The following is a 21815-nucleotide window of genomic DNA, read 5'->3' on the forward strand; positions in this document are numbered from 1 at the left end:
AAAAGCCGCCATATCTTTAAATATATGAATATGCTTACCGCCTCCAAATCCGACTGTGGGTTTACTTATTATAGGAAAATGTAAAGCCTTTACAGTATCTAATTCTGATAAATTAGAGACCAAACACGATTTAGGATGCGGAATATTAAACGCCTGTAAATGTTCCGACAATAAGGCTTTATTGTTAGCGGTATCAAAAGTTGAGAGGTCTGTAACCAACATTAATTTTTCAGATGCTTTTAATAGATGTTTGTTCGCGATAAGTTTGCGAATGCCAGGTTCTGAAACGGGCATTATAAAATCTATGTCGTAAGTATCTACCTCGCTATCAATAATAGTCATCCAAGCCTCTGCAGTTTTAGGTTTGGACACATATGAAAAGTGATGCACATGCCTAGAAAACCGTGTTGGCGTATATTCTAAAGTCGACATGACATAAATCTTGTACCGTTTTGTTGCTGCCAAGCAATTAATAACAGATAATGTTAAGAGGTTTTCTCCATCTGGAATTAATACTGATGTCTTACCCTGTGTATTCCTCATATTTTTTTCGTTTTAATAGGTTGCATAACAAGGGGATAAAAAACAACAGTCCCGCCCACGTTATCACAACCTGTGTGAATTGCATAATTTCATTATTAAAAAGTAGGCGCACGGTGTAACTGGTAAAAAAATCTAACCCAAACAGAAGAATGTAGAAGTTACTACTGTATTTTAAATATGTCCGAAGGCCGCTCCAATTGTATGTAACGGTTTCGGGCGTGCGTATTTCTAACCAATGCGTGTCTAATTTGGGGGTGATGGAGCTATAAATAATGTGTGTATTAAAATTGAGACGAACCATGAGTTTTTTTAAGCCTTTAAATCTGTGTTCATCTATAGCCACCAAAAGTTTGTCTTTCGGCCAATCTAAAAAGATGAGTAATCCTAAGACAATGTCTTCATAAAAATGTCCGAAACGATGAAGGGTTAGCGTATACAGTAACGTATGAAAAATAAGAATGGCCCATACAGCAATGCGTTGTGTACTCTTATTTAATATAAGAACGGCTATGGTTAATTCAATACACATAGAACTCCAAGATAAAAGCTTGGCAAACATAAAATCTGGCAGCCAAGAAGCTATGGTAATATAAGTCTGATTTTCCCGCGCATACCGTAACCAATTATCCATAAATTGTCCCGACCACCAATCTGCTTGAGGCGCTTTATTAATCACCGCACCAATATAAATTAGTGCAAATTGAATATAGAGTAACCAAGGATCGTGCTTGCTATCTGACAAGCCGGCTAAAAAGAAAAAACAGCCTAAAATAAACAGATGATTTCTAAATACAGGTTTAGAAGACAGTAAAACCAATATAACGGTTAGTCCCAACAGCAAAGCCATAGTTCTTACCCTTACATTAAATAATAACAAGATGCCAGCCGTAATAAATAGGTTTTGGGTTACGACTTTATACACTTTGGGAATGTGTTGAAAATGCTCGAATACTGTTAAGAATGGAATATACGGATCATCAATTTTACCCACGAAACCGTATAAGCAAAGCATGATAAAGCCAAGCTTACATAATAATAGAATATTAGGCAGCATGGCGGTATCTGTAACACGCAGAGGAAAATACACCGATGTTGTAAACGTATTTATTGTTTTGGAAAACTCCATATCTTTTCGTCATGACCATTAGTACGGTAAAGGACTTGTACTTTAGCATGCTCGTCTTTGCTATGGCTTGTCTCGTACTGTCGTATTACACTAAAAACATTATCTATTGCTCGCGGTTCCCACCCAACTGCTTGGTAGTGGTACCTTTGTTCTGTGTCTTTTTTAGATAGTAACTGACCATTGACTTTTACGGAAATATCATAATACGTATGCTCATCGTAAGGCGCCCAGCAAAAATAACGCTCGGGGATAAATCGGGCATATCCAATAGATCCTACTTGTAATAGTAGAAAGCCGATTCCAAGGGCATACTTAAATTTCATTCAGATGTAATTTTGGTCAGTAAGTATCTGAATTTAAGCAAATAAGAAAATAATGTTAGAGATTTGTTAAAATAATCGATGTAACGCGAATTTATTTCGTTAAAATATTGATTTTCAACACACAAATACTGTAAAAACCTTTCAAAGGGTATAGAAGAAGAAAATTGTGCTAAAGGTAAATCTCTAGATATAAAACACTTAAAAAAAATGTAAAATGAAGGAACTAAATTGAAGTTTGAAATATGAAGAAAGACTTCACATTAGCAATGACCAACTGATATTAAGTTATTTGATGACAACATTAAAATTCAATCTTTAAGATATAATCATGAATAAAATAAACTCTAGCCGATTAAAAGTATGAGCTAAGTTTAAGAAACAGATTGACTGTTTTAAAAACATCAAAAACGTTGATTTACAACTTAATCACATGCGCCACCACACCTTGTACTTTAAAGTCGGTTGTTAAAATAATAGGCTGATGTTTCGGATTTGTAGAATGCGGTTTTAAGACTATTGTACTGCCATTGCGTACAAATTCTTTTACCGTGGCATCATCATCTAATAAGGCTAAAACCAAATCGCCAGTTTCAGCAGTATACTGTCGTTTAATTAATAATAAATCGCCACTATCAATGCCTTTGGTATTCATGGAATCTCCAGCAGCTCGTAGTAAAAAATAGTCTGCAGCGTTTTTAACCAATTGTGTAGAAATTGGAATTTTAGCTTCTATATGGGCTTCTGCAAAAACAGGTAATCCACAGGCGACAGCACCTATTAAAGGAATTTCAACAGTATCACTTTCTCCGGTATTATTGTAAACGTCCTTATTAACATCTAATAAGTCTCGGGCTTCAACATTCAGAATATGAGCAATCTCGTACAACATCTCAATACTGGGTTGCCTCCTATTTTGCACATAAGCATTCACCATATTATAGCTTTTATTTAGCTTTTCTGCCAACCAAGTTTGTTTGATGCCTTTGTCTTCTAAAACGGCTTTAATACGATTCATATTTAATCTATTGATATTCAACTACAAATATAATGAATTCATAATAGTATATCATATTATGAGATACTTTTTATTACTATTTTGAGCTTTTTTATTAACATCACCCCTTTTTTATAAGATTAGATTGTATCTTTACGGCTTAAACTTAAACACTTAAGAATGTCTTTTGAACGGGTACAGGAAAAACTAAATATTCTTGCAGATGCTGCTAAATACGATGTGTCTTGCTCTTCTAGCGGAAGTAATAGAACCAATACGAATAAGGGATTAGGTAATGCTTCAAATTCTGGAATTTGCCATACCTATACCGAGGATGGCCGATGTGTATCCTTATTAAAAATACTGCTTACTAACCATTGTATATTCGACTGTGCGTATTGTGTCACTCGTAAAAGTAACGACATTAAACGGGCCGCATTTCAGGTACAAGAGGTCGTAGATTTAACTATAAACTTCTACAGACGAAATTATATTGAAGGCCTATTCCTGAGTTCTGGTATCTTTAAGAGTGCCGATTATACCATGGAACGCTTGGTATCTGTGGCCAAAAAGTTAAGACTAGAAGAAAACTTTAATGGGTATATTCATTTAAAATCTATTCCAGGTGCTAGTGACGAACTGATGCGTGAAGCGGGATTATATGCAGACCGATTGAGTGTAAATATTGAAATTCCGACAAAAGAAGGTTTAAAATTATTGGCTCCGGAGAAAAATAGAGCCGATTTTATTAAACCTATGGAAAAGGTGAAAAATGAAATCATTCAATATAAAAGTGAAAAAAAACTGATTAAAAGCACTCCCAAATATGCGCCTGGCGGACAAAGCACACAGATGATTGTGGGCGCTAGTGGCGAAAACGACATGCAAATCATGTACACCTCCAATTACTTTTATAAGAATTTTAATTTAAAACGGGTGTATTATTCAGGCTACGTCCCTATTAGTTACGATACGCGATTACCACAAATCGGTACACCAGTGCCCATGTTACGCGAAAATAGATTATATCAGACCGATTGGTTATTGCGATTTTATGGTTTTAATATTGAAGAAATATTAAATGTAGATCATCAGCATTTAGATTTAGATATTGATCCAAAATTAGGTTGGGCGCTACGGAATTTACATGAGTTCCCGGTAGATGTGAATAAAGCCGATAAACGTATGTTGGCCAGAATTCCGGGCTTAGGAATGAAATCGGTGTTTAAAATATTAAATGCCAGACGCTATAGACAACTCAATTGGGAACATTTAAAAGCGATTGGTGTGTCCTTAAATCGGGCAAAATACTTTATGATTTGTGCATCTAACCAATTTGAAAGTCGAGATTTAACGGCTGAAAAAATTAAAGGGTTAATTCTGCAAAACTCCAAAAGTAAATATACCGACATGTTGAGTAACCAACTAAACCTGTTTGGATAACACCTTATGGAAACTACACTGATTTACGATGGCACATTTGATGGTTTTTTAACGGCTGTTTTTACGGCATACGAGATGAAACTGAAAGCAGTTGTTATTGTCAACCAACAACAGTTTCAGCAGCCTTTATTTGGTACAACTGAAACCGTGTACACCGATCAGGAGAAGGCAAATCGGGTGTGGAAGGGCTTAAAAACCAAAATGTCGTCTAATGAATTACGCCGTTTGTATTATGCGTTTCTAAGTGAAAAACCGAGCGTAGAACACACTTTATATCAGGCTATTTTATATGTGTTTGCATCTAAAACCAATGTGGCTTCAGATTATACCAATCCACATATCCTTGAAGTCTCTAAACTCACAAAAAATGTAGGACGCGAAAAACACCGGATGGAAGCCTTTGTGCGCTTTAAACTCACCAAAGACGGGATTTACTTTGCCAATATAGAACCTGATTTTAATGTGTTACCACTTATAAAAAATCATTTCGAAAGGCGCTATGCCGACCAAAAATGGCTGATTTACGATTTAAAACGGAAGTACGGCATCTATTACGATTTAGAAAACGTGGAGTTAATTACGCTAGATTTTGGAGACGACTTCGATCCCTCTAAAACAGATCCAAACCTATTTGCAGCGATAGAATTAGAATTTCAGCAATTATGGAACGACTACTTTAAAAGTACAAACATCAAGTCTAGAAAAAATATGAAACTGCATATACAACACGTGCCTAAACGTTATTGGAAATATTTAAGCGAAAAACAGTAGTAGTATGTTTTACAGGGTGTTCGAGCGGAGTCGAGAACTAGGATTATACTACAATAGCATTTAGTATGTTTAAGTACGATGTTTATTAAAACCTTATAAACTTGTTGGTAATAAATTATAATTTAAACTTCTCGACTCCGCTCGAAGACCATACTACTAACATCTTGAGCTTAACAAGGGTGTTCGAGCGAAGTCGAGAACTAGAATTACTACAATAGATTTTATTATGTTTAAGTGTGATGTTTATTAAAACCTTATAAACTTACTAGTAATAAATCAAAATTTAAACTTCTCGACTCTACTTCGACTCCACTCAGCACAAGCTTCTCGAAAACCATAACTAATAACATGTTGATCTAGGTGTTCGAGCGAAGTCGAGAACAATAAAAACATCATTAATAATACAATCTAAAATCAAGTAATTTACAAAGCGCATAATGTTTTTGATGTAACTCCTCTACAACCTCTAGCATATCATCGTCTTCATTAAATAAATTGAAGAACACTTGATCCAAGTTTAAGCTATCTATGCCATTATAAAAATTACCATAACCAGAAACACCTCTTGCTCCTGTGATATCTAAAAAATATTGTGCGTCTTCTTCATCTAAATCAAGAATTTTAGCGTTAGAAAAATGTAAAATTTTGCCTTGTAAACGCCCTTCAAAAATTTCGGCTACTTCTTGTAGACTATAATGGTAATCGTTTAAACAAATCGTGTTATTTGCTCCCGACATTACCAAGTAGATGATTTCATAATCCGTAAAATGATGATCGTCTAAAACCAAACTATTTAAGCTCTCCTCTAGCCCTTCTATGGTATCGCAGGTTTTATAGATACTTGCTATGCCAAATTTTTGAACCAAATGTTCTAAGCTCTCTTGCGCTTTGGTAACGGTATCAGTATCTATATCGGGAACCCCTTCTAAGCAGTAAATGAAATACTCTGAATCGGTTACTGTGTTTGGAGAATGTTTCGGCTGTTGTTCTAACACATTATTGAATTTATCTAAGCTAAATGAAATACAAAATTATAACAAGACTTTTAATCTTTGACGTTTTTGGCTAACTTTTCTTTAAGCAATTCAATATCTAAAGATTCTAATAACGGAATTAAATTAGGATACATCTTTTTATGATATCCAAAACGTGAATCTGTAAACTCGGCTATAGCTTGTTCTTTACTCCAATCTTCAAAAACCATGCGAGACGCCGCAACTACAGCTCCTGTACGATCTGATCCATGCCAACAATGAACGAGTACAGGCTTTTCTGCTTCTTGAATCGTTTGTAGTGCATTAAAAATATCATCGACATCTAATGTCCCTGCTTTTAACGGTAGATTATACAAATCTAAATCCAGGTCTTTAAGTTTGTTTTCATCTGTATGTTTTCGTCTGAGATTTACAACCGATTTAATTCTCATCGCTTGCAGATCTTGCATTCCTTTTTTAGAAGGCTGTTCCGAACGGTATAAATTAGGATTAAGCTTGTATAAATTATGAAAATTCGAAGCTTCTATTTGCTTAAAAGATAACGCTTGCGCTTGCAAATGAGTTGAGCATAAAACAAAACATAGGAATGAAAAAAAGTGTAATAAAGGGTGTTTTAAGGATGTTTGCATAGGAGTATATGTGTAGCTTTTGCAAAGATAAAAAAATCAAAGGTGTTCGAGCATTAGTGAGGAAGAATAGTAAGATTCTATCGAAACTAGCAAACGAAGTTTGTCGAGAACAAGTATTATACTACAATAGCATTTTAGTATGTTTAAGTTCGATGTTTATTAAAACCTTATAAACTTATTAGTAATAAATTATAATTTAAACTTCTCGACTCCGCTCGAAGACCATACTAATAAAACCTTTAGCTTTTCAAGGTGTTCGAGCATTAGTGAGGAAGAATAGTAAGATTCTATCGAAACTAGCAAACGAAGTTTGTCGAGAACGAGATTACTCATTATTAGTATGATTTATTTTGAAGTGATATATTAGCTTCTCGACTCCGCTCGAAGACCATACTAATAGAACCTTGAGTTTTACAGGGTGTTCGAGCGGAGTCGAGAACAAGAATACGTTGAATATATTTTTAGAATGTTTTCAGCATGACAACTATTTAAACATTAAGAACTTATTAATTATTGAACTCTTTTGAATGCTTCTCGACTCTACTTCGGCTCAGCACAAGCGCTTCGAAGACCATATAAATAACGTCTTATGAGTTCAAGAAATATTCCAACACCATTTAAAATTCTTAATAGACAAATAATTATGGTCACTTCCCTCCTAGTATAAATTCTTTAAAATCAACACACTAATAATAAACGTGTTCATTAAACTGAAAAAGAAATCATATCATCAACTTAATTTTTTAAGATTTAATGTTGTGATTTATATATTTTTACGACGAACCGTGTATTAAAATCAGAAATCATTATAAACCATAGCACTACCGCCGTACTTGTATTTGCGCTTTCTCCAGAAGAGGACAGAAAGCACAAGCGGTTTATGGATTCTGATCAGCTTTCTAAACAGCTCACGACAAGCAGTCTTAAAAAAGCAAAATCTACAGGTTTAGATTGTATCTTATTTACTGAACACCAACAGCAAGGGAATACTTTTGGTGAGCGATTTACACATGCCATCGCAACAGTGTTTAATATGGGATACCATCATGTCATAACCATTGGAAACGATACGCCTCAATTAACCTCTAAGCATATTACAGAGGCTCATCAAAGATTGCAACAGCATCAAATTACCATCGGACCAAGTATAGATGGCGGATTTTATCTATTGGCCTTGTCTAAACACCAATTTGACGTCAATTCATTTAAGGCAGTCGACTGGCAAACTAATAAAGTTTTCAGACAAGTTCATTGTTTTCTTTCAACGGCTCAGACAGCATCCAAAAACACACACGGCATACATTGTCTGCCGGCATTTTACGATTTAGATCAACACTCTGCTATTACAAAGATACTTGCCCAATTGGGAACGGCTTATAAAAGTATCTTGGTGTGTTTGCAAGCGCTTTTAATTAGTGAAAAGCCTACATTGCAATATTTGCAAATTGGTACATTAAAAGCCTCCACTACAATATTTTACAACAAAGGATCTCCTGTTACAATGCTTTAAACTTTGTTTTAATGTAATGTATCAATAGCATCTTCGGATGCGTTCAACAACACTTATGAAAAAATTTTTAGGAATAGCATGTATGCTATGCTTTACTGTGCTGTATGCACAAGAAGATGTGGTGGTATCTGTAATAGATTTTAACACTAATCGGCCACTTACAAATATCACCGTAAGCTTAGTCAATACCAATATGGCTTACGAGGTCCATAAAACAACCAATACTTCTGGGACAGTATTCTTCAATTCTATCCCGGTAGTGAATGGCTATCAAGTTGTTTTTGATGGAAATGACATGTATGCTCCACAAGTGTCAGAGGGTTTAGATGTACGTTCTAACCAAGAACTCAGTGTGCAATTGTTTTTAGTTCCGGCAGCTTCGGTGACTGAAAACTTAGATGAAATCGTTATCTCTTCAGTGTCTGGCGCACGTATTAATACCAAGTCGGCAGAGGTCTCTTTTGAACTCAAAGAAGCAGAACTTAAAGCTTTACCAGTTGAAGGTCGCGATATCACGCGAGCGTTATTTAGATTGCCCAATGTTTCACAAGCGACAGGCTTTTTTCCAGAATCACCTAACGTGAGTATTAATGGTGGAAATGGATTATATACCTCCTATCTTATTGATGGGTTAGATAATAACGAACGCTTTTTAGGTGGACAAAAATTCGCGATTCCTGTTGGGTTTACTAAAGATATTACGGTACTCACCAACAACTATTCTGCAGAGTTTGGCCTATCGAATAACGGAGTAATTAACGTCACCACCAAATCTGGTGGAAATACGATTGAAGGCGAAGTCTTTTTTGTTACACGTCCAGGTGCAGTGATTGATGCGAGTTCTGCTTTTGCACAACGGGATTTATCCGGAAATCAAGTGCAAGATGGCTTTCAACGGTACCAACAAGGGTTTGCCATTGGCGGTCCTATAGTTAAAGATAAAACCTTCTTTTTTGTAAATGCAGAGTATACTCGAGACTTAAAGGATAACCTTCTTAATTCGGAGCAATTAAATGTAAATGAAACCGTTAGAGGAAATAATAATTTCACCTACCTCTCTGCAAAAATAGACCAGAACTGGTCTAAACGCTTTAGAAGTTCGCTACGTGCTAATATTGGATTAGTTACTATTGAACGACAAGGTGGCGGATTAGAAGGTGGTGTGCTTTTTCCTTCTGCAGGAAATTTTCAAGATCGCAACTCGCTAAACCTAGCGTTTAAAAATGATTTTATAGGAGATACTTACAGTTTACAAAGTAACGTGCAATATTCACGTTTTAGATGGGATTATAGCCGACCGATAGATTCTGATAGTCCACGTGTTACCCTATTAGATCCAGCCTCGTCAGCCATTGCAATTATTGGTCGGCCTGGTTTCGATTTCGATGAATTAGAAAACACGTTTCAGTTTCAACAAAAAGGAAAATTCTACATGGGGCCACATACTCTTAAAGCAGGTTTAGGTCTGATTTCAGGAAAACATAGACTTACAGGCGGAGGAAATCCTAACGGCAATTATACCGTACGGTTAACTCAAGACCAATTAAACGACTTAAGCAATGCGAATTTGGGGAGCAATATAAGTATTACTGATATTCCGTCGGATGCTACTGTAACCTCTTATGATGTCGAACTTCGGCCGCAATCGTTCGGAGCGACACAAAATATTTATTCGTTGTATTTAGAAGATGAATGGAGCGCTACAGATAAACTTAAAATCATCTACGGTTTGCGCTACGATTACGATAACTTGTCTAAAGGCGGTAATACTAAAGGTGATGTTAATAATATTGCTCCACGATTTAATTTTAATTATAAATTAGGCGATCATGCGAGTATTCGCGGAGGTTATGGCGTATTTTATGATAAAATAAATTATGCATTATATAGCGATGCCTTGCAACAGAATACAGATGGCGCCGACTATAAATTGCAAATTCAAGAGTTTATAGATTTAGGAATTCTGCCATCAGACACTAATATTGATCGGGTAACCTTTCAAGGCAATTTATCGGCTTCTTTTGTGGAAGATGATAACATAACATATTTAAATGGGCCCTCTGGAGAAAGTTTACAAGACCAAAGGGAAAGTGTATTTAGTAACGAGCGCCGTATTCTAAATCCTAATGGGTATAAAAATCCGTATACCCATCAGTTTTCTTTGGGATATCAATTACAAATCAATCAAAGCAGCTTATTTTATGTCGATCTGGTGCATAATGAAGGTCGAGATCTATTCAGACTCCGTAATTTAAATGCTGCAGCAGAGTTTCCTATAGCTGAAGATTTTACACAAAATGATGTGCGTACAGCAGCCGAAGCAGATTTGTCCAGACCCATTCCTATAGACAATAGCGGTGCCACGATTAATGGACATCGGGTTACGGGAATCGCACGTAGCGTGATTATAACAGAAAGTGAAGGACGTTCGCGTTATACAGCTTTAAGTTTTAATTACCAACAAGATCGTGGCGACGGCATCTTTGGGTATCGCCTAAATTATACGTTATCCTCGTCTAAAAACGATACAGAAGGGATTAATTTTAGAGCGATGGATGCTAATAATTACGATCAAGAATTTGGGCCGTCAATAAACGATCGTACACATCTTATCAATGCGATTGGAAATCTATATCCTGCTAAAGGATTGGCAATTACTCTTGCAGGGTTATTGCAAAGCGGACAACCCATTAATAGAATTCCAAATACCAGTATTGTATCAAGTGAGTTTGAACAATTTCTAACCCGAGATTTAAATGGAGACGGCACAGGGTTTGGAGAAAACTATAGCGGGAACAGTGACCGCTCGCCAGGAGAAAGCCGAAATAGTGACCGATTGCCTTGGTCCTACACTTTCGATTTTGCGATTCAGTACCAATTTAAATTGACTGAAGGACATCACATAGAATTACGCGCAGATGTGTTTAATGTATTTAATACCGTAAACCTAAGTGGGTTTAGTAATAATGCCACGCAAAGTAATCAAATTCAAGAAGGTCCTGCAGGAAGTGGCATTGTAGCAAGAAATGCAGCGCCACCAAGACAGTTTCAGTTTGGAGCTAGATATTTATTTTAAGACGACGTTAATCACGTTAAAAAAAGAAATCAGATGTTTATAAAACTATTAAAATTCAGTGTACTGTGTGTTATTATATTAACACTTCAGATTAGTAAAGCACAATCAGATATTCAAAAAATCCCTATCATTATTGATGCGGATACCGCCAATGAAGTAGACGATTTATTTGCTATTGTGCGTGCTGTTGGCGAACCTAAATTTAATCTGCTCGGGATTACCTCGGCTCAGTTTCATACTTCTCCTTATGCTACAGATAGCACAGTTGTAGAAAGTCAGCATATTAATGAACGGCTTATGACGTTAATGAATAGAACAGATATACCATTACCCTTAGGAAGTAACGACGCCTTAAAGGCTCCAGATCAGCCTCAGGATTCTGAAGCAGCGCGTTTTATCATTAAAAAAGCCCATCAACTTAAGGCAGGACAAACCTTACAGCTCGTTATTTTAGGGTCGTGCACGAATGTGGCATCTGCGATACTTTTAGATGAAACCATCATTCCTAAAATTCAAGTGAACTATTTAGGGTTTTGGCACAATCCAAAAGCTAATACCTATGATAAAAAAGAGTTCAATTCAGGAAATGATACCCTTGCCGTTAATGTCCTTTTAAACCATCCTAAACTAAACTTAAGAGTTATGACGGCGACCACGAGTCAGCATTTGGTATTTAAGAAAACTACGGTCGATACACAACTAAAAGGTAAAGGTAATATGCCTGATTATTTGGTGAACCGTTGGGAAACATATACCCGCTGGTGGACCAAAAAAGATCCTGAAAAAACCACTTGGATTATGTGGGATGTAGCCATTATAGAGGCTCTAATCTATCCGGAATGGACTACATTAGAAACCTTTAAAACACCGAAAGAAAATACGCAACGGGATATTAACATCTATACAAAAATTGATGTCGTTAATATGAAACGTGATTTTTGGAGGCATATTAATACACTGTTACAGAAATAAAGCTGCCCCTAATACCTAGCAGAAGTAAATAGTGTGGTTTTACCAGCACCTAAAAAACCACTTAACACGGTTACAGGTAATTTTTTCATGTATGCTATCTATTTTATAATTGGGAAATAACTGTACTAATGTTTAGTATGAAAATTTAATCTTTTAAAAGCATTGCTGTAATGAGTTGCTCTAAAGCAGAAGGATCACTCCCTGGTCCAATAGTGAGCAATTTAGAACCCGTTATAGGTACGCCGTTAAAGGGCCTAATGTGAACTTCTCCACTTGGAGTCCGTTCAAAATAAGTGTAATTCGTATCGTCGCCAAGTACGGTACAGCCTTTTACTCTTAACAGATGTTTTGGCAAGGCGTTACATAAGGTATGAATGTAAGTCGCGTTCGGTAAATTTGGTAAATCGACTGAGCAGGATGCCCAATGTGCCTTTATATGGTCTAACTGTTGCACTGCATTCTTAGAAGGCATTAATTCTGGAAGTAATAATACGTCCAAATCATCCATAGGTATAATCTTAGCTGTAGCGTTTAGGTGTTGTAATTGTGAAATGACTTCTCTTTTTCTAGTATCAATAACCTTATCAAGATGTGTTAAAACCAATAGAGAAGATACTTGAATCTGATTGGCTTCAAGCTCATTATGTTCGCCACGTTGTTGCCAATGTTCAACATCGACCACAGAAATTTGTATGGGTGGTAAAAAGCGAGAATCGAGCCCAACACCTAAAAATTCCATTAACGCACAAGCATCAGATGTTCCGTTAGCTTCAATTAAAGTAATCCCATGTTTGCGTTCAGGTATATTATTTACTGTATTTCTAAGTTCCATAATACCACTACAACAAATGCAACTGCCGCTTAAAGGCTTAATGCATTGTGGCGACATTTGATCCATGAATTGTTGGGCATCCATATTGGCATTCTCATAATCGTTAAGTATGACAAATGGATTCCAACCTTTAGCGACATAACTGTTAATTAAGGACTTTAACAAGGTGGTTTTACCAGCGCCTAAAAAACCGACTACAGTAATAATGGCTTCCATAAATTAGGATATAAGTGTTTTAATTATTAAAATTCAATTTTATTCAGGAAATTCATTTTCTCAATAAAATCTCCCGTGATACTTTCCCCGCATCTTTACCGATTGTATGTCATGATATCTTATATTTAATACGATATATAAAAATAAGTTATAAAAGGTCTTATAATTTTTGTTCGCCCACAATATTTAAAAATTCATTTCGGGTTGCTCGTTTAGAAAAACATCCTCCATACTCTAAAGTTGTGGTATAACTATTCTGGTCTTTTATCCCTCGAGAGGATACACATAAATGTTTTGCATTTATAATTATAATCACATCTTTGGTTTCTAAGACATCTTGTAAATCGTTTAAAATTTGGACTGCTAGACGTTCTTGTACCTGCGGACGATGAGCATAATAATCGACTAAACGATTAATTTTTGAAAGTCCAATCACTTTTTTGGTGGGTATATATCCTATATGTGCATGTCCTACAATAGGTAAAAAATGATGCTCGCAAGACGAATCGATATTAATATGCTGTTCTACAAGCATTTTCTTATAACCATACGTATTATCAAACGTTGATAGTTTTGGTTTATTCGCAGGATTTAGTCCGTAAAACAATTCTTTAATATACATTTTTGCAAAACGATACGGCGTGCCTGACAAACTATCGTCTGTGACATCTAATCCCATCTCCTGCATTATCATTTTAAAATGATGCTGTATATTTTCTATCTTTTCATCATCAGACTTTTCAAAAGCATCAGCTCGTAATGGCGTTTTTATATTTGCAGAAAAGTGATGATCTCCTACGGCTTCGATATGTTCTTTATCCTTCATAAGCACAACATTTAACTTGGTTACAGGTACAGTATTTTCTATTATATAAATGCAACGCAATGAGTGATAATGCGGGAACATAAATATAATTTTCATTTAAATAAAACCAAGTGTTTTTTTCATTTAATATCACAAAAAGTAACATTAAAAAACTTAACCAAAAGGCTGGTTTAATCCAATATAAAGTAGTAGTTTTTGTAGAGCGATAAATGGAAAAGAACGCGATCACTAAAAACACATAATCTATAAATCCCCACCAAGTTGGCACCGCATCTGCTTGACATCCATCCAAAGCACAACTTTGTACCATAAATAAAACTGGGGTTGCAATACAATGTATAAGGCAAAGCGTACTAGCTATAGCTCCTACACTATCTGGTTTTTCTTTTAATAATATCATATAATATCTTAATACAACTTAGTTGCAAATATATAACTATTAATTGTTAACGCAACTAAGTTGCGTTTATTTTAATAAGGTATTTTTGTTTATACAACTCAGTAGCGTTATCTTTGTATTATGGGTGTATTAAGAAAAACAAAATCGGTAGACATAGTACTCACCGCCTTTAATCAGGATACCACAGCAATTTCAGTAATTGCTTTAGTAGAACAGTTGCATTCAGAAATGAATAAAACAACTGTATATCGTATCTTGAATAAATTGGAAGATGATGGTATTTTACATTCATTTTTAGGTAAAAACGGACACAAATGGTATGCGAAATGTCATAATTGTTCATCCAGTGTACATCAAGATATTCATCCTCATTTTCAATGTATAAATTGCGGAAAAGTAGAATGCTTAGATATTAATGTTCAAATTCCTAATATCCCCAATCGTAAAGTAGAGGTTTCTCAAATCTTGCTTCAAGGGAAATGTGAAGATTGCTACAACTCACAAAAACCTGAACACAACGTAAATGCTAAATGATGGTGATTCACTTTTGTTTTACATCATAAAATTTCATTTTTCACTTCATTTTTAAAGCTGCATATAATTCATCTATCACTTGTATAGACAAGCATAATTTAATGTGATAACCAGGCCTCTCAAATAATTCTGTTATTTTTATTTATTCTAAATAAAGTTTTTAGTTTTGCAGCAAAATTTTAAATTAGAATGAAAATCCTCCTCAAAAAATGTAGTGTGTATTCCCTCCTATTATTATGTACTATAATTCAGGCTCAGAATACAGAGACCGTATTATCAGGTAATGTCACAGACACCCAAAACAATCCCATTGAATTTGCACATTTAGAATTAGTAGGTTCTAAAGCCAAAACCATTTCAGATGAAAATGGGTTTTACAAATTTGTAAATCCTACAGCTGGAACCTTTCTATTAAGAGTGTCTTATATGGGAAAAGATACGTTTACTAAACGTGTACAAATTATTAAAGACTCTGCTAATCAATTAGATATTGAATTAATAAATAAAGAAGAAAATTTAGATGAAATAGTCATCACCGGCGATAAAATGCCCGCTATTGCAAAAGCGAATTCAGAATATGTAGCAAGATTACCCATTTCTAACATCGAGAATCCGCAAGTCTATATTACTGTATCACAAGACCTCATGGAAGCCCAAAGTGTAACAGATTTAGATGGCGCTTTAAAAAATGTGGTTGGTGCGGGTGTGCCTGTGCGATTCGATCAAAACAGAATCACGTTCTTATCTAGAGGATTTCAAGTAGAACCTAAAATACGTAATGGATTAACCACTTTTAATCAAAATGCATTAGATCCTGTAAATTTAGAGCGTATTGAAGTACTAAAAGGCCCATCGGCTACCTTATTTGGAAGTTCTGAAGTGTCTTATGGTGGCTTATTAAATAGAGTAACTAAAAAACCACATGATAATTTTGGTGGTGCCGTAGCTTATAATGGTGGAAGCTGGAATTTAAACCGACTAACTTTTGATGTAAATACGCCGGTTAACTCGTCTAAATCTTTATTGTTTAGAGTAAATGGTGCCGTACACGGCGAAAAGAGTTTTCAGGATGCTGGATTTTTCAACAACACCGCTTTTACACCGTCACTAACCTATACGCTTAGTGCCAATACCACTTTACATTTCGATTTGGAGTATACTAAGTCTAAAGGAACTTCTCCTGTTAGACATAATCCAGATACTGGAGATCTTTCTGAACGCAGTGCTGAAGATTTTCTAGCATATTATAATACGTCTTATACTTCTAACGACATCTTTTACGAAACAGAAAACATTGATATTTTTGGTGAAATCAGACATAAACTCTCCGATACTTGGACATCGTCTACCAGTTTTGCCAGAACAAGTGTCTTTCATGATGGCTATACCTCTCGTATTGATGGCCGCTCAGAAAACACTTTTAGAGCACGTGTAAACTCTGGATATTATGGGTATAATTCTACTAATATTCAGCAAAACTTTACTGGTGAATTTAATTTAGGTTCACTAAAAAACAGAATGGTTGTTGGGGTTAATTATTATAATTACCACCAAGATCGTGATATATCATATATCAATACGTCAGAATTTGAATACGGTAGCGCCGACTATTATAACGAATTTAATAAAGCTTATATAGATGCAGAAATGAGCAATGGTACCAGAACGCTTAGAAATCAAACAACCAATACATATAGTGCTTATGTCTCTGACGTTATTAATATTTCAGACCGTTTATTAGCCATGTTAAGTCTGCGTTTTGATCGTTTTAATGATGAAGGCACAAATAACATGCTTACAGGTGAAAGTGATGGTACATATAATCAGAATGCGCTATCTCCTAAATTAGGATTGGTATATGAAGTGATTCCTGATCAAGTATCGGCTTTCGGAAATTATATGAACGGTTTTACCAATCAGAATGGCACTGGGGCAGATGGCAATAGTTTTGATCCTGAACATGCGAATCAGTTTGAGGGTGGACTTAAATTTAATGTATTAAAACATAAAATTTCAGGGTCTATTAGTTATTACAATATCGACGTGAAGAATATTGTACGTGAAGATCCGGATGATAGTGATTTTGATATTCAGGATGGCGGACAAACTAGTAAGGGAATAGAAGTAGAATTTATTGCCAATCCCCTACCTCAATTAAACCTAATTTTTGGATATGCTTATAATAAAAGTGAATTACAAAATACGGAAGATGGTGCCGAAGATGGTTTAAGACCAGCAAGTGCAGGTCCGAAATCTTTAGTGAATTGGTGGTTAGATTATACAGTACCATTAAAACATAAAAACAACTTAGTTTTTGGTTTAGGAGGTAATTACGGAAGTTCGTCTTTTCAAACCAATACTGTTGATGCTACGGTAACCATTCCATCTTATACCGTTTTAGATTTTGGTGTAACGTACCACGTGAACCGCTTTTCGTTAGGTGTAAAACTAAATAACCTTACAGACGAAACTTATTGGTCTTACCGCTTAGCACCACAAAAGCCACGACATCTAGTAGCAAATTTAGGATTCAAATTTTAAATACATAGCTGACCGGCTATATAAAATGATGGCCAAAAAACAACACGGTATATAAGACAATAGATGTTTTATATACCGTGTTTATATTAAAAGCCTTAAGTTACTGCTAGCGTGCACGCTTAAGAACTGAGAAACAGATTAAATGAAATTATACCACTGACTGTTTTCATTATAATCTTCAATTTGAATCACCGTATTTTTTGAATGAAAGGAGTTAATTAAATTTGAAACATCTAGTTTTAATAGCTCTACACAATTTGTAATTAAGTCTGTTCTAAACCCTTTATCCTGCATATCTAACACAAAATTGATGGAAATGATTCTAGAAAACACTTTTCCTAAATCAATCATTTTTCGTTGTTTCATATCTATATCTACACTAAAATCGATATAATCTTTAAAATAAGCATACGATTGTGTAGTCAGATTAAATTCTTTTAAGAAGCGGTAAATATTAAACTCTTTTTTGCGTTTCATGAGTTTAAAAATCATTTCTGTTATTTGAGTATAAAGCATTTCATTAGAGCCTTCAAAAATCTGAAATGCTCTACTATCCATAATACCTCGACCTCCAATATTTTCCATTTTAAAACCTTTAGAACCTGATAATTGGGTTAAGGTTTGTGCCGCATCTTGCATAAGATCTGTTACAAAAGCCTTCATGGTGTTGGCTTCTATTCCGCTATTCGCTAAATCATGATCAATCCCACTATGTGTACTACTTCTATAACACATCGCAGAGGCAATAGTATAAGAACTTTGAATGGTTGAAATTTGATATTTTACCTGATCTAATTCTATTAGTTTCTTTTGACCCACAACACGTTCTGTACAGTATTTAATAGACTCGTCTAACATGCGTTTTATAAAACCTAAAGCCATACCAGGAAACTGCATTCTGCTTCGGTGTAACACGTCTAACATCATTTTAACCCCAGAACTGTGCGGTTCTAATTTATAATTTTCAGGTACCTGTACATCGACTTTATTTTTCCCGTAAGGAATCATATACAATCCTAAGTTGTCGTAATACTCCTCGACTGTTATTTGTTGATTTGGCTGACTAACATCACAGATAAAAAAGTCGATATCTCTATTTAAATTTCCATTTGCACTTTTACCACGTGAAGTGATAAGCCAATAATCGGCCATTCCGGTTAAACCTTGCCAGTGCTTAGTTCCTTTAATAGTATAGCCATCTTCTACTTTTTCGTTATAGGTTTGCATCCCAAGCGCATCACTACCAAAATCGGGTTCGGTAATCATTAAACCACCCATGTTTTGCTTTTCTAGAAAGCGTTTAAAAATGGTGCCCTTTACACTTTCATTCGCATATTTTGCTACGGGTTCTAGAAATAAAGCGATATTAATCCCAAATGTTAAGGATAACGGTAAAGATTCGTAAGAGGCAGCAGATAGCATTCGCAGGCATTCATTTACTTTAACACCTCGCCCTCCATAATTCTCAGGAATAGCAACAGATAAAGGCGCCTTTGCCATAATATCTCTTAAAACAACAACTGGAAGTCCGCGTTCTTTACTAAATTGATGTATATCATATCGCTGATGAAAAACATCTTTTAGTGTATTTTCAAAGTCTTTAATATATTCAGAAAAATCTTTTAGCATTTTTATATGTATTTGATGATACTTATTATTTTAAATATTGAGCTAACACAAGAACCATATTTCTCGTAAAAATAATTAGAATTATTCTAAATAGTTGAGATATTCTAATTTCTTTCTCAATAATAATATAGTTAAAACACATGCATACTAGACCTATAGGATATATACTGATACAATTGTTTGAGGTTTTAGTGTCATTTTTTTCTGTATTTTATAAAGTTAACACCACTAATTTTTCAAAACTGTTAGGCAAAAAACCGTGTCATTCCAAGTAACCCTATCATTCCGAGGCACGAGGAATCTCATGATTAAGACTCCAAAATAATCCTAACTAACAATCAAAAGATTCATCACTGCGTTTTGAATGACAGTAATCAATAAATCCTGTAATTACAAGTAATATTGTCATTCCGAGGCATCGAGGAATCTCATCATCAGAACTCCAATCCAAAATCCAACTAACATTCATAAGATTCTTCACTGCGTTCTGAATGACAATAATCAATAAATCCTGCCATTACAAATATTCAGTGACATTCCGAGGACGAGGAATCTCATCATCAGAACTCCAAACATAATCCCAACCAACATTCATAAGATTCTTCACTGCGTTCTGAATGACAATAACCAATAAACCCTATCAGTCCAAGTAACCTTGTCATTCCGAGGCGTCGAGGAATCTCATGATTAAGACTCCAAAAATAATCCTAACTAACAATCAAAAGATTCATCACTGTGTTCTGAATGACAGTGAGCAATATACCTTAAAACCCAACAGCTGTATCATCTCCACGTTTATCTGCGCCTCCTTCTAAAGCACCATCTGTAAGCACTTTAATAGCATCGACTTTACCAATAATTGGTGTGCGTTCTTCATTAATTAAATACCCTTTAGTTTTTAGTGTATCTATTAAACCACTAGAAAACCCGTTAGGCTCAAATATAATCTGATCAGGCAACCATTGGTGATGAAATCGCGGTGCATTTACAGCATCTTGCATGCTTAAATTAAACTCATAAACATTAATAATGGTTTGTGCTACAGCCGTAATTATGGTAGACCCTCCAGGCGTTCCAACAACCATAAATAATTTACCATCTTTCTCAACTATGGTAGGCGTCATACTGCTTAACATACGTTTTTCAGGCGCAATACTATTTGCTTCGGCTCCAATTAATCCAAACATATTGGGTACACCTGGTTTAGAACTAAAATCGTCCATTTCATTATTCATAAAGAACCCTAAGTCGTCTATATATAGTTTAGATCCATAACCCCCATTTAAAGTGGTTGTTGCAGAAACTGCATTTCCATCCTGATCGACTATAGAATAATGAGTCGTCTCCATGCTTTCATAAATCGCGACATCACCATGACTAACATCTGAAGATAATGTTGCTTTTTCAAAAGAAAAATCAGACATTCTTTCTTTTAAATAAGTATCATTTAAAAGCATATCGTACGGAATATCTACAAAATCAGGATCGCCTAAATAATAATTTCTATCAGCATAAGCACGTCGAGATGCTTCTGTAAAAACTTGAACTGTTTGTGCTGAATTATGACCATATTCGGCAAGATTATAAGGTTCCATCATTTTAAAAATCTGGTTAATAGTCATCCCGCCACTACTTGGTGGACTCATAGAAATAATTTTTAATGCTTTATAATCAAACACTATTGGATCCCTCCATTTCGCATCATATTTAGCCAGATCTTCTACGGTTATTAATCCACCGCGCTCTTGAATAAAAGCGGCTAAGGTTTCTGCCACTAGCCCTTTGTAAAAGCCATCTTTTCCTTCGGCCATAATAATCTCTAAAGTATGGGCTAGCTCTGGATATGTAATGGTATCTCCCGCTTTAAAGACTTGCGCAAATTTTGTAGTTTCCCCATTAACTTTTATAAATTGTTTTCTAGTGCGTTCTAATCGTTCTGCTTGCTTATTGGTTACAACAACGCCGTGTTTTGCCAAAGCAATAATTGGTGCCATAATTTCACTTAACGGTAAACTTCCAAATTTTTCATGAACAGCCATAACACCAGCCACTGTACCTGGAACTCCGGATGCTGTGGCTCCAGAAGTACTCATTTTAGGAATAACCTGACCCAAAGAGTCTAAATACATATCTTTATGTGAAGCTAAGGGTGCTTTTTCACGGTAATCCAAAGCGCCTACTTCGCCTCTAGCCGTTCTATACACCATAAATCCGCCACCACCAAGGTTACCAGCAAAGGGATAAGCAACGGCTAATGAAAGCTCTGTAGCCACCATGGCATCAAAAGCATTTCCTCCTTTTTTCATGATTTCTACACCAATCTTAGAGGCTTCCTCGCGTGCAGAAACGACCATGGCTTGTTCTGAAACCAAACCTGTTGGTGTAACGGGTTGTTCTTTACAATTTAAGACTAAGAGTATAAAGGGTATTATATATATAAATCTTCTCATTAGGT

The 21815-nt window shown here is 35.4% G+C and carries 19 protein-coding genes and 1 pseudogene; 7 read left to right on the forward strand and 13 right to left on the reverse strand.

Going from position 1 to position 21815, the window contains the following annotated elements:
• The 5 genes and pseudogenes from AST99_RS08115 to AST99_RS18855 form a co-directional block, all read right to left on the reverse strand.
• Positions 1 to 543, reverse strand: a 543-nt coding sequence (locus AST99_RS08115) for an ATP-grasp domain-containing protein (protein ID WP_198151434.1), incomplete at its 3' end; no start/stop codon positions are given.
• Positions 524 to 1669 (reverse strand): HTTM domain-containing protein, encoded by a 1146-nt coding sequence (locus AST99_RS08120; protein WP_057781304.1) that lies wholly within the window; start codon positions 1667 to 1669, stop codon positions 524 to 526. The genes AST99_RS08115 and AST99_RS08120, both read right to left, overlap by 20 nt.
• On the reverse strand, positions 1648 to 1992 hold the full coding sequence (locus AST99_RS08125; RefSeq protein ID WP_057781307.1) for a hypothetical protein: 345 nt from the start codon (positions 1990 to 1992) through the stop codon (positions 1648 to 1650). Before AST99_RS08125 ends, AST99_RS08120 begins: the two co-directional genes overlap by 22 nt.
• 415 nt (positions 1993 to 2407) lie before the next feature.
• A complete protein-coding gene (locus tag AST99_RS18850; RefSeq protein ID WP_232301601.1) occupies positions 2408 to 2779 on the reverse strand; it encodes a LexA family protein in 372 nt (123 codons plus the stop codon).
• Between the two features lie 39 nt (positions 2780 to 2818).
• A pseudogene (locus AST99_RS18855) lies at positions 2819 to 3007 on the reverse strand (helix-turn-helix transcriptional regulator); the annotation flags it as partial.
• A 159-nt stretch (positions 3008 to 3166) separates the two neighbouring features.
• Here AST99_RS18855 and AST99_RS08135 point away from each other — a divergent pair.
• Positions 3167 to 4429, forward strand: a complete 1263-nt coding sequence (locus AST99_RS08135) for a putative DNA modification/repair radical SAM protein (RefSeq protein WP_057781310.1) — start codon at positions 3167 to 3169, stop codon at positions 4427 to 4429.
• A 6-nt stretch (positions 4430 to 4435) separates the two neighbouring features.
• Entirely contained in the window at positions 4436 to 5200 is a 765-nt protein-coding gene (locus AST99_RS08140) for a TIGR03915 family putative DNA repair protein (protein WP_057781313.1), read from the forward strand.
• A gap of 395 nt (positions 5201 to 5595) precedes the next feature.
• Here the strand turns inward: AST99_RS08140 and AST99_RS08145 are convergent, their stop codons facing one another.
• Both AST99_RS08145 and AST99_RS08150 read right to left on the reverse strand, forming a co-directional pair.
• The gene (locus tag AST99_RS08145) at positions 5596 to 6195 is read right to left on the reverse strand and encodes a DUF6642 family protein (RefSeq protein WP_057781316.1); all 600 of its coding nucleotides are present in this window, start codon (positions 6193 to 6195) and stop codon (positions 5596 to 5598) included.
• A 50-nt stretch (positions 6196 to 6245) separates the two neighbouring features.
• A complete protein-coding gene (locus tag AST99_RS08150; RefSeq protein ID WP_083495639.1) occupies positions 6246 to 6824 on the reverse strand; it encodes a tyrosine-protein phosphatase in 579 nt (192 codons plus the stop codon).
• A gap of 880 nt (positions 6825 to 7704) precedes the next feature.
• Between AST99_RS08150 and AST99_RS08155 the strand changes: the two genes are divergently transcribed.
• Genes AST99_RS08155 through AST99_RS08165 form a run of 3 tightly spaced genes read left to right on the forward strand, consistent with a single transcriptional unit; the run spans position 7705 to position 12382 of the window.
• Positions 7705 to 8334, forward strand: coding sequence for a DUF2064 domain-containing protein (locus AST99_RS08155; protein WP_057781322.1), 630 nt, complete (start codon positions 7705 to 7707; stop codon positions 8332 to 8334).
• Positions 8335 to 8389: 55 nt separating this feature from the next.
• Positions 8390 to 11410 carry a TonB-dependent receptor gene (locus tag AST99_RS08160; protein ID WP_083495643.1) on the forward strand — a complete coding sequence of 1007 codons (3021 nt, stop codon included), beginning with the start codon at positions 8390 to 8392 and terminating at the stop codon, positions 11408 to 11410.
• A 33-nt stretch (positions 11411 to 11443) separates the two neighbouring features.
• Entirely contained in the window at positions 11444 to 12382 is a 939-nt protein-coding gene (locus AST99_RS08165; protein WP_057781324.1) for a nucleoside hydrolase, read from the forward strand.
• An 8-nt stretch (positions 12383 to 12390) separates the two neighbouring features.
• On the opposite strand, the gene AST99_RS18575 is transcribed toward AST99_RS08165, so the two are convergent.
• The 4 genes from AST99_RS18575 to AST99_RS08180 form a co-directional block, all read right to left on the reverse strand.
• Entirely contained in the window at positions 12391 to 12471 is an 81-nt protein-coding gene (locus AST99_RS18575; RefSeq protein WP_198151438.1) for a GTP-binding protein, read from the reverse strand.
• 56 nt (positions 12472 to 12527) lie between these two features.
• Positions 12528 to 13430 carry a GTP-binding protein gene (locus AST99_RS08170; protein WP_057781327.1) on the reverse strand — a complete coding sequence of 301 codons (903 nt, stop codon included), beginning with the start codon at positions 13428 to 13430 and terminating at the stop codon, positions 12528 to 12530.
• Positions 13431 to 13590: 160 nt separating this feature from the next.
• The gene (gene folE / locus AST99_RS08175; protein WP_057781330.1) at positions 13591 to 14256 is read right to left on the reverse strand and encodes a GTP cyclohydrolase I FolE; all 666 of its coding nucleotides are present in this window, start codon (positions 14254 to 14256) and stop codon (positions 13591 to 13593) included.
• Complete coding sequence (locus AST99_RS08180; RefSeq protein WP_057781333.1) at positions 14246 to 14656, reverse strand: MerC domain-containing protein; 411 nt, start codon at positions 14654 to 14656, stop codon at positions 14246 to 14248. Before AST99_RS08180 ends, folE begins: the two co-directional genes overlap by 11 nt.
• Positions 14657 to 14776: 120 nt before the next feature.
• On the opposite strand from AST99_RS08180, the gene AST99_RS08185 reads away from it, so the two are divergent.
• Both AST99_RS08185 and AST99_RS08190 read left to right on the forward strand, forming a co-directional pair.
• Positions 14777 to 15190 carry a Fur family transcriptional regulator gene (locus tag AST99_RS08185; RefSeq protein WP_057781335.1) on the forward strand — a complete coding sequence of 138 codons (414 nt, stop codon included), beginning with the start codon at positions 14777 to 14779 and terminating at the stop codon, positions 15188 to 15190.
• A 189-nt stretch (positions 15191 to 15379) separates the two neighbouring features.
• Positions 15380 to 17731 carry a TonB-dependent receptor gene (locus tag AST99_RS08190; protein WP_057781339.1) on the forward strand — a complete coding sequence of 784 codons (2352 nt, stop codon included), beginning with the start codon at positions 15380 to 15382 and terminating at the stop codon, positions 17729 to 17731.
• Between the two features lie 138 nt (positions 17732 to 17869).
• On the opposite strand, the gene AST99_RS08195 is transcribed toward AST99_RS08190, so the two are convergent.
• Positions 17870 to 19360: an acyl-CoA dehydrogenase family protein gene (locus AST99_RS08195; RefSeq protein ID WP_057781341.1), complete on the reverse strand. Its 1491-nt coding sequence runs from the start codon at positions 19358 to 19360 to the stop codon at positions 17870 to 17872.
• 764 nt (positions 19361 to 20124) lie between these two features.
• Entirely contained in the window at positions 20125 to 21810 is a 1686-nt protein-coding gene (gene ggt / locus AST99_RS08200; RefSeq protein WP_057781344.1) for a gamma-glutamyltransferase, read from the reverse strand.
• Positions 21811 to 21815 lie beyond the last annotated feature (5 nt).

Source organism: Formosa algae (genome assembly GCF_001439665.1).
Classification (GTDB): Bacteria; Bacteroidota; Bacteroidia; order Flavobacteriales; family Flavobacteriaceae; genus Formosa; species Formosa algae.

Coding starts and splice junctions, on each gene's coding strand:
- AST99_RS08120 (WP_057781304.1), bottom strand. CDS start 1,669: ATGGAGTTTTCCAAAACAATAAATACGTTTACAACATCGGTGTATTTT.
- ggt (WP_057781344.1), bottom strand. CDS start 21,810: ATGAGAAGATTTATATATATAATACCCTTTATACTCTTAGTCTTAAAT.
- AST99_RS08150 (WP_083495639.1), bottom strand. CDS start 6,824: ATGCAAACATCCTTAAAACACCCTTTATTACACTTTTTTTCATTCCTA.
- AST99_RS08125 (WP_057781307.1), bottom strand. CDS start 1,992: ATGAAATTTAAGTATGCCCTTGGAATCGGCTTTCTACTATTACAAGTA.
- AST99_RS08170 (WP_057781327.1), bottom strand. CDS start 13,430: ATGGAAGCCATTATTACTGTAGTCGGTTTTTTAGGCGCTGGTAAAACC.
- folE (WP_057781330.1), bottom strand. CDS start 14,256: ATGAAGGATAAAGAACATATCGAAGCCGTAGGAGATCATCACTTTTCT.
- AST99_RS08195 (WP_057781341.1), bottom strand. CDS start 19,360: ATGCTAAAAGATTTTTCTGAATATATTAAAGACTTTGAAAATACACTA.
- AST99_RS08140 (WP_057781313.1), top strand. CDS start 4,436: ATGGAAACTACACTGATTTACGATGGCACATTTGATGGTTTTTTAACG.
- AST99_RS08135 (WP_057781310.1), top strand. CDS start 3,167: ATGTCTTTTGAACGGGTACAGGAAAAACTAAATATTCTTGCAGATGCT.
- AST99_RS08160 (WP_083495643.1), top strand. CDS start 8,390: ATGAAAAAATTTTTAGGAATAGCATGTATGCTATGCTTTACTGTGCTG.
- AST99_RS18575 (WP_198151438.1), bottom strand. CDS start 12,471: ATGAAAAAATTACCTGTAACCGTGTTAAGTGGTTTTTTAGGTGCTGGT.
- AST99_RS08155 (WP_057781322.1), top strand. CDS start 7,705: ATGGATTCTGATCAGCTTTCTAAACAGCTCACGACAAGCAGTCTTAAA.
- AST99_RS08185 (WP_057781335.1), top strand. CDS start 14,777: ATGGGTGTATTAAGAAAAACAAAATCGGTAGACATAGTACTCACCGCC.
- AST99_RS08165 (WP_057781324.1), top strand. CDS start 11,444: ATGTTTATAAAACTATTAAAATTCAGTGTACTGTGTGTTATTATATTA.
- AST99_RS08180 (WP_057781333.1), bottom strand. CDS start 14,656: ATGATATTATTAAAAGAAAAACCAGATAGTGTAGGAGCTATAGCTAGT.
- AST99_RS08190 (WP_057781339.1), top strand. CDS start 15,380: ATGAAAATCCTCCTCAAAAAATGTAGTGTGTATTCCCTCCTATTATTA.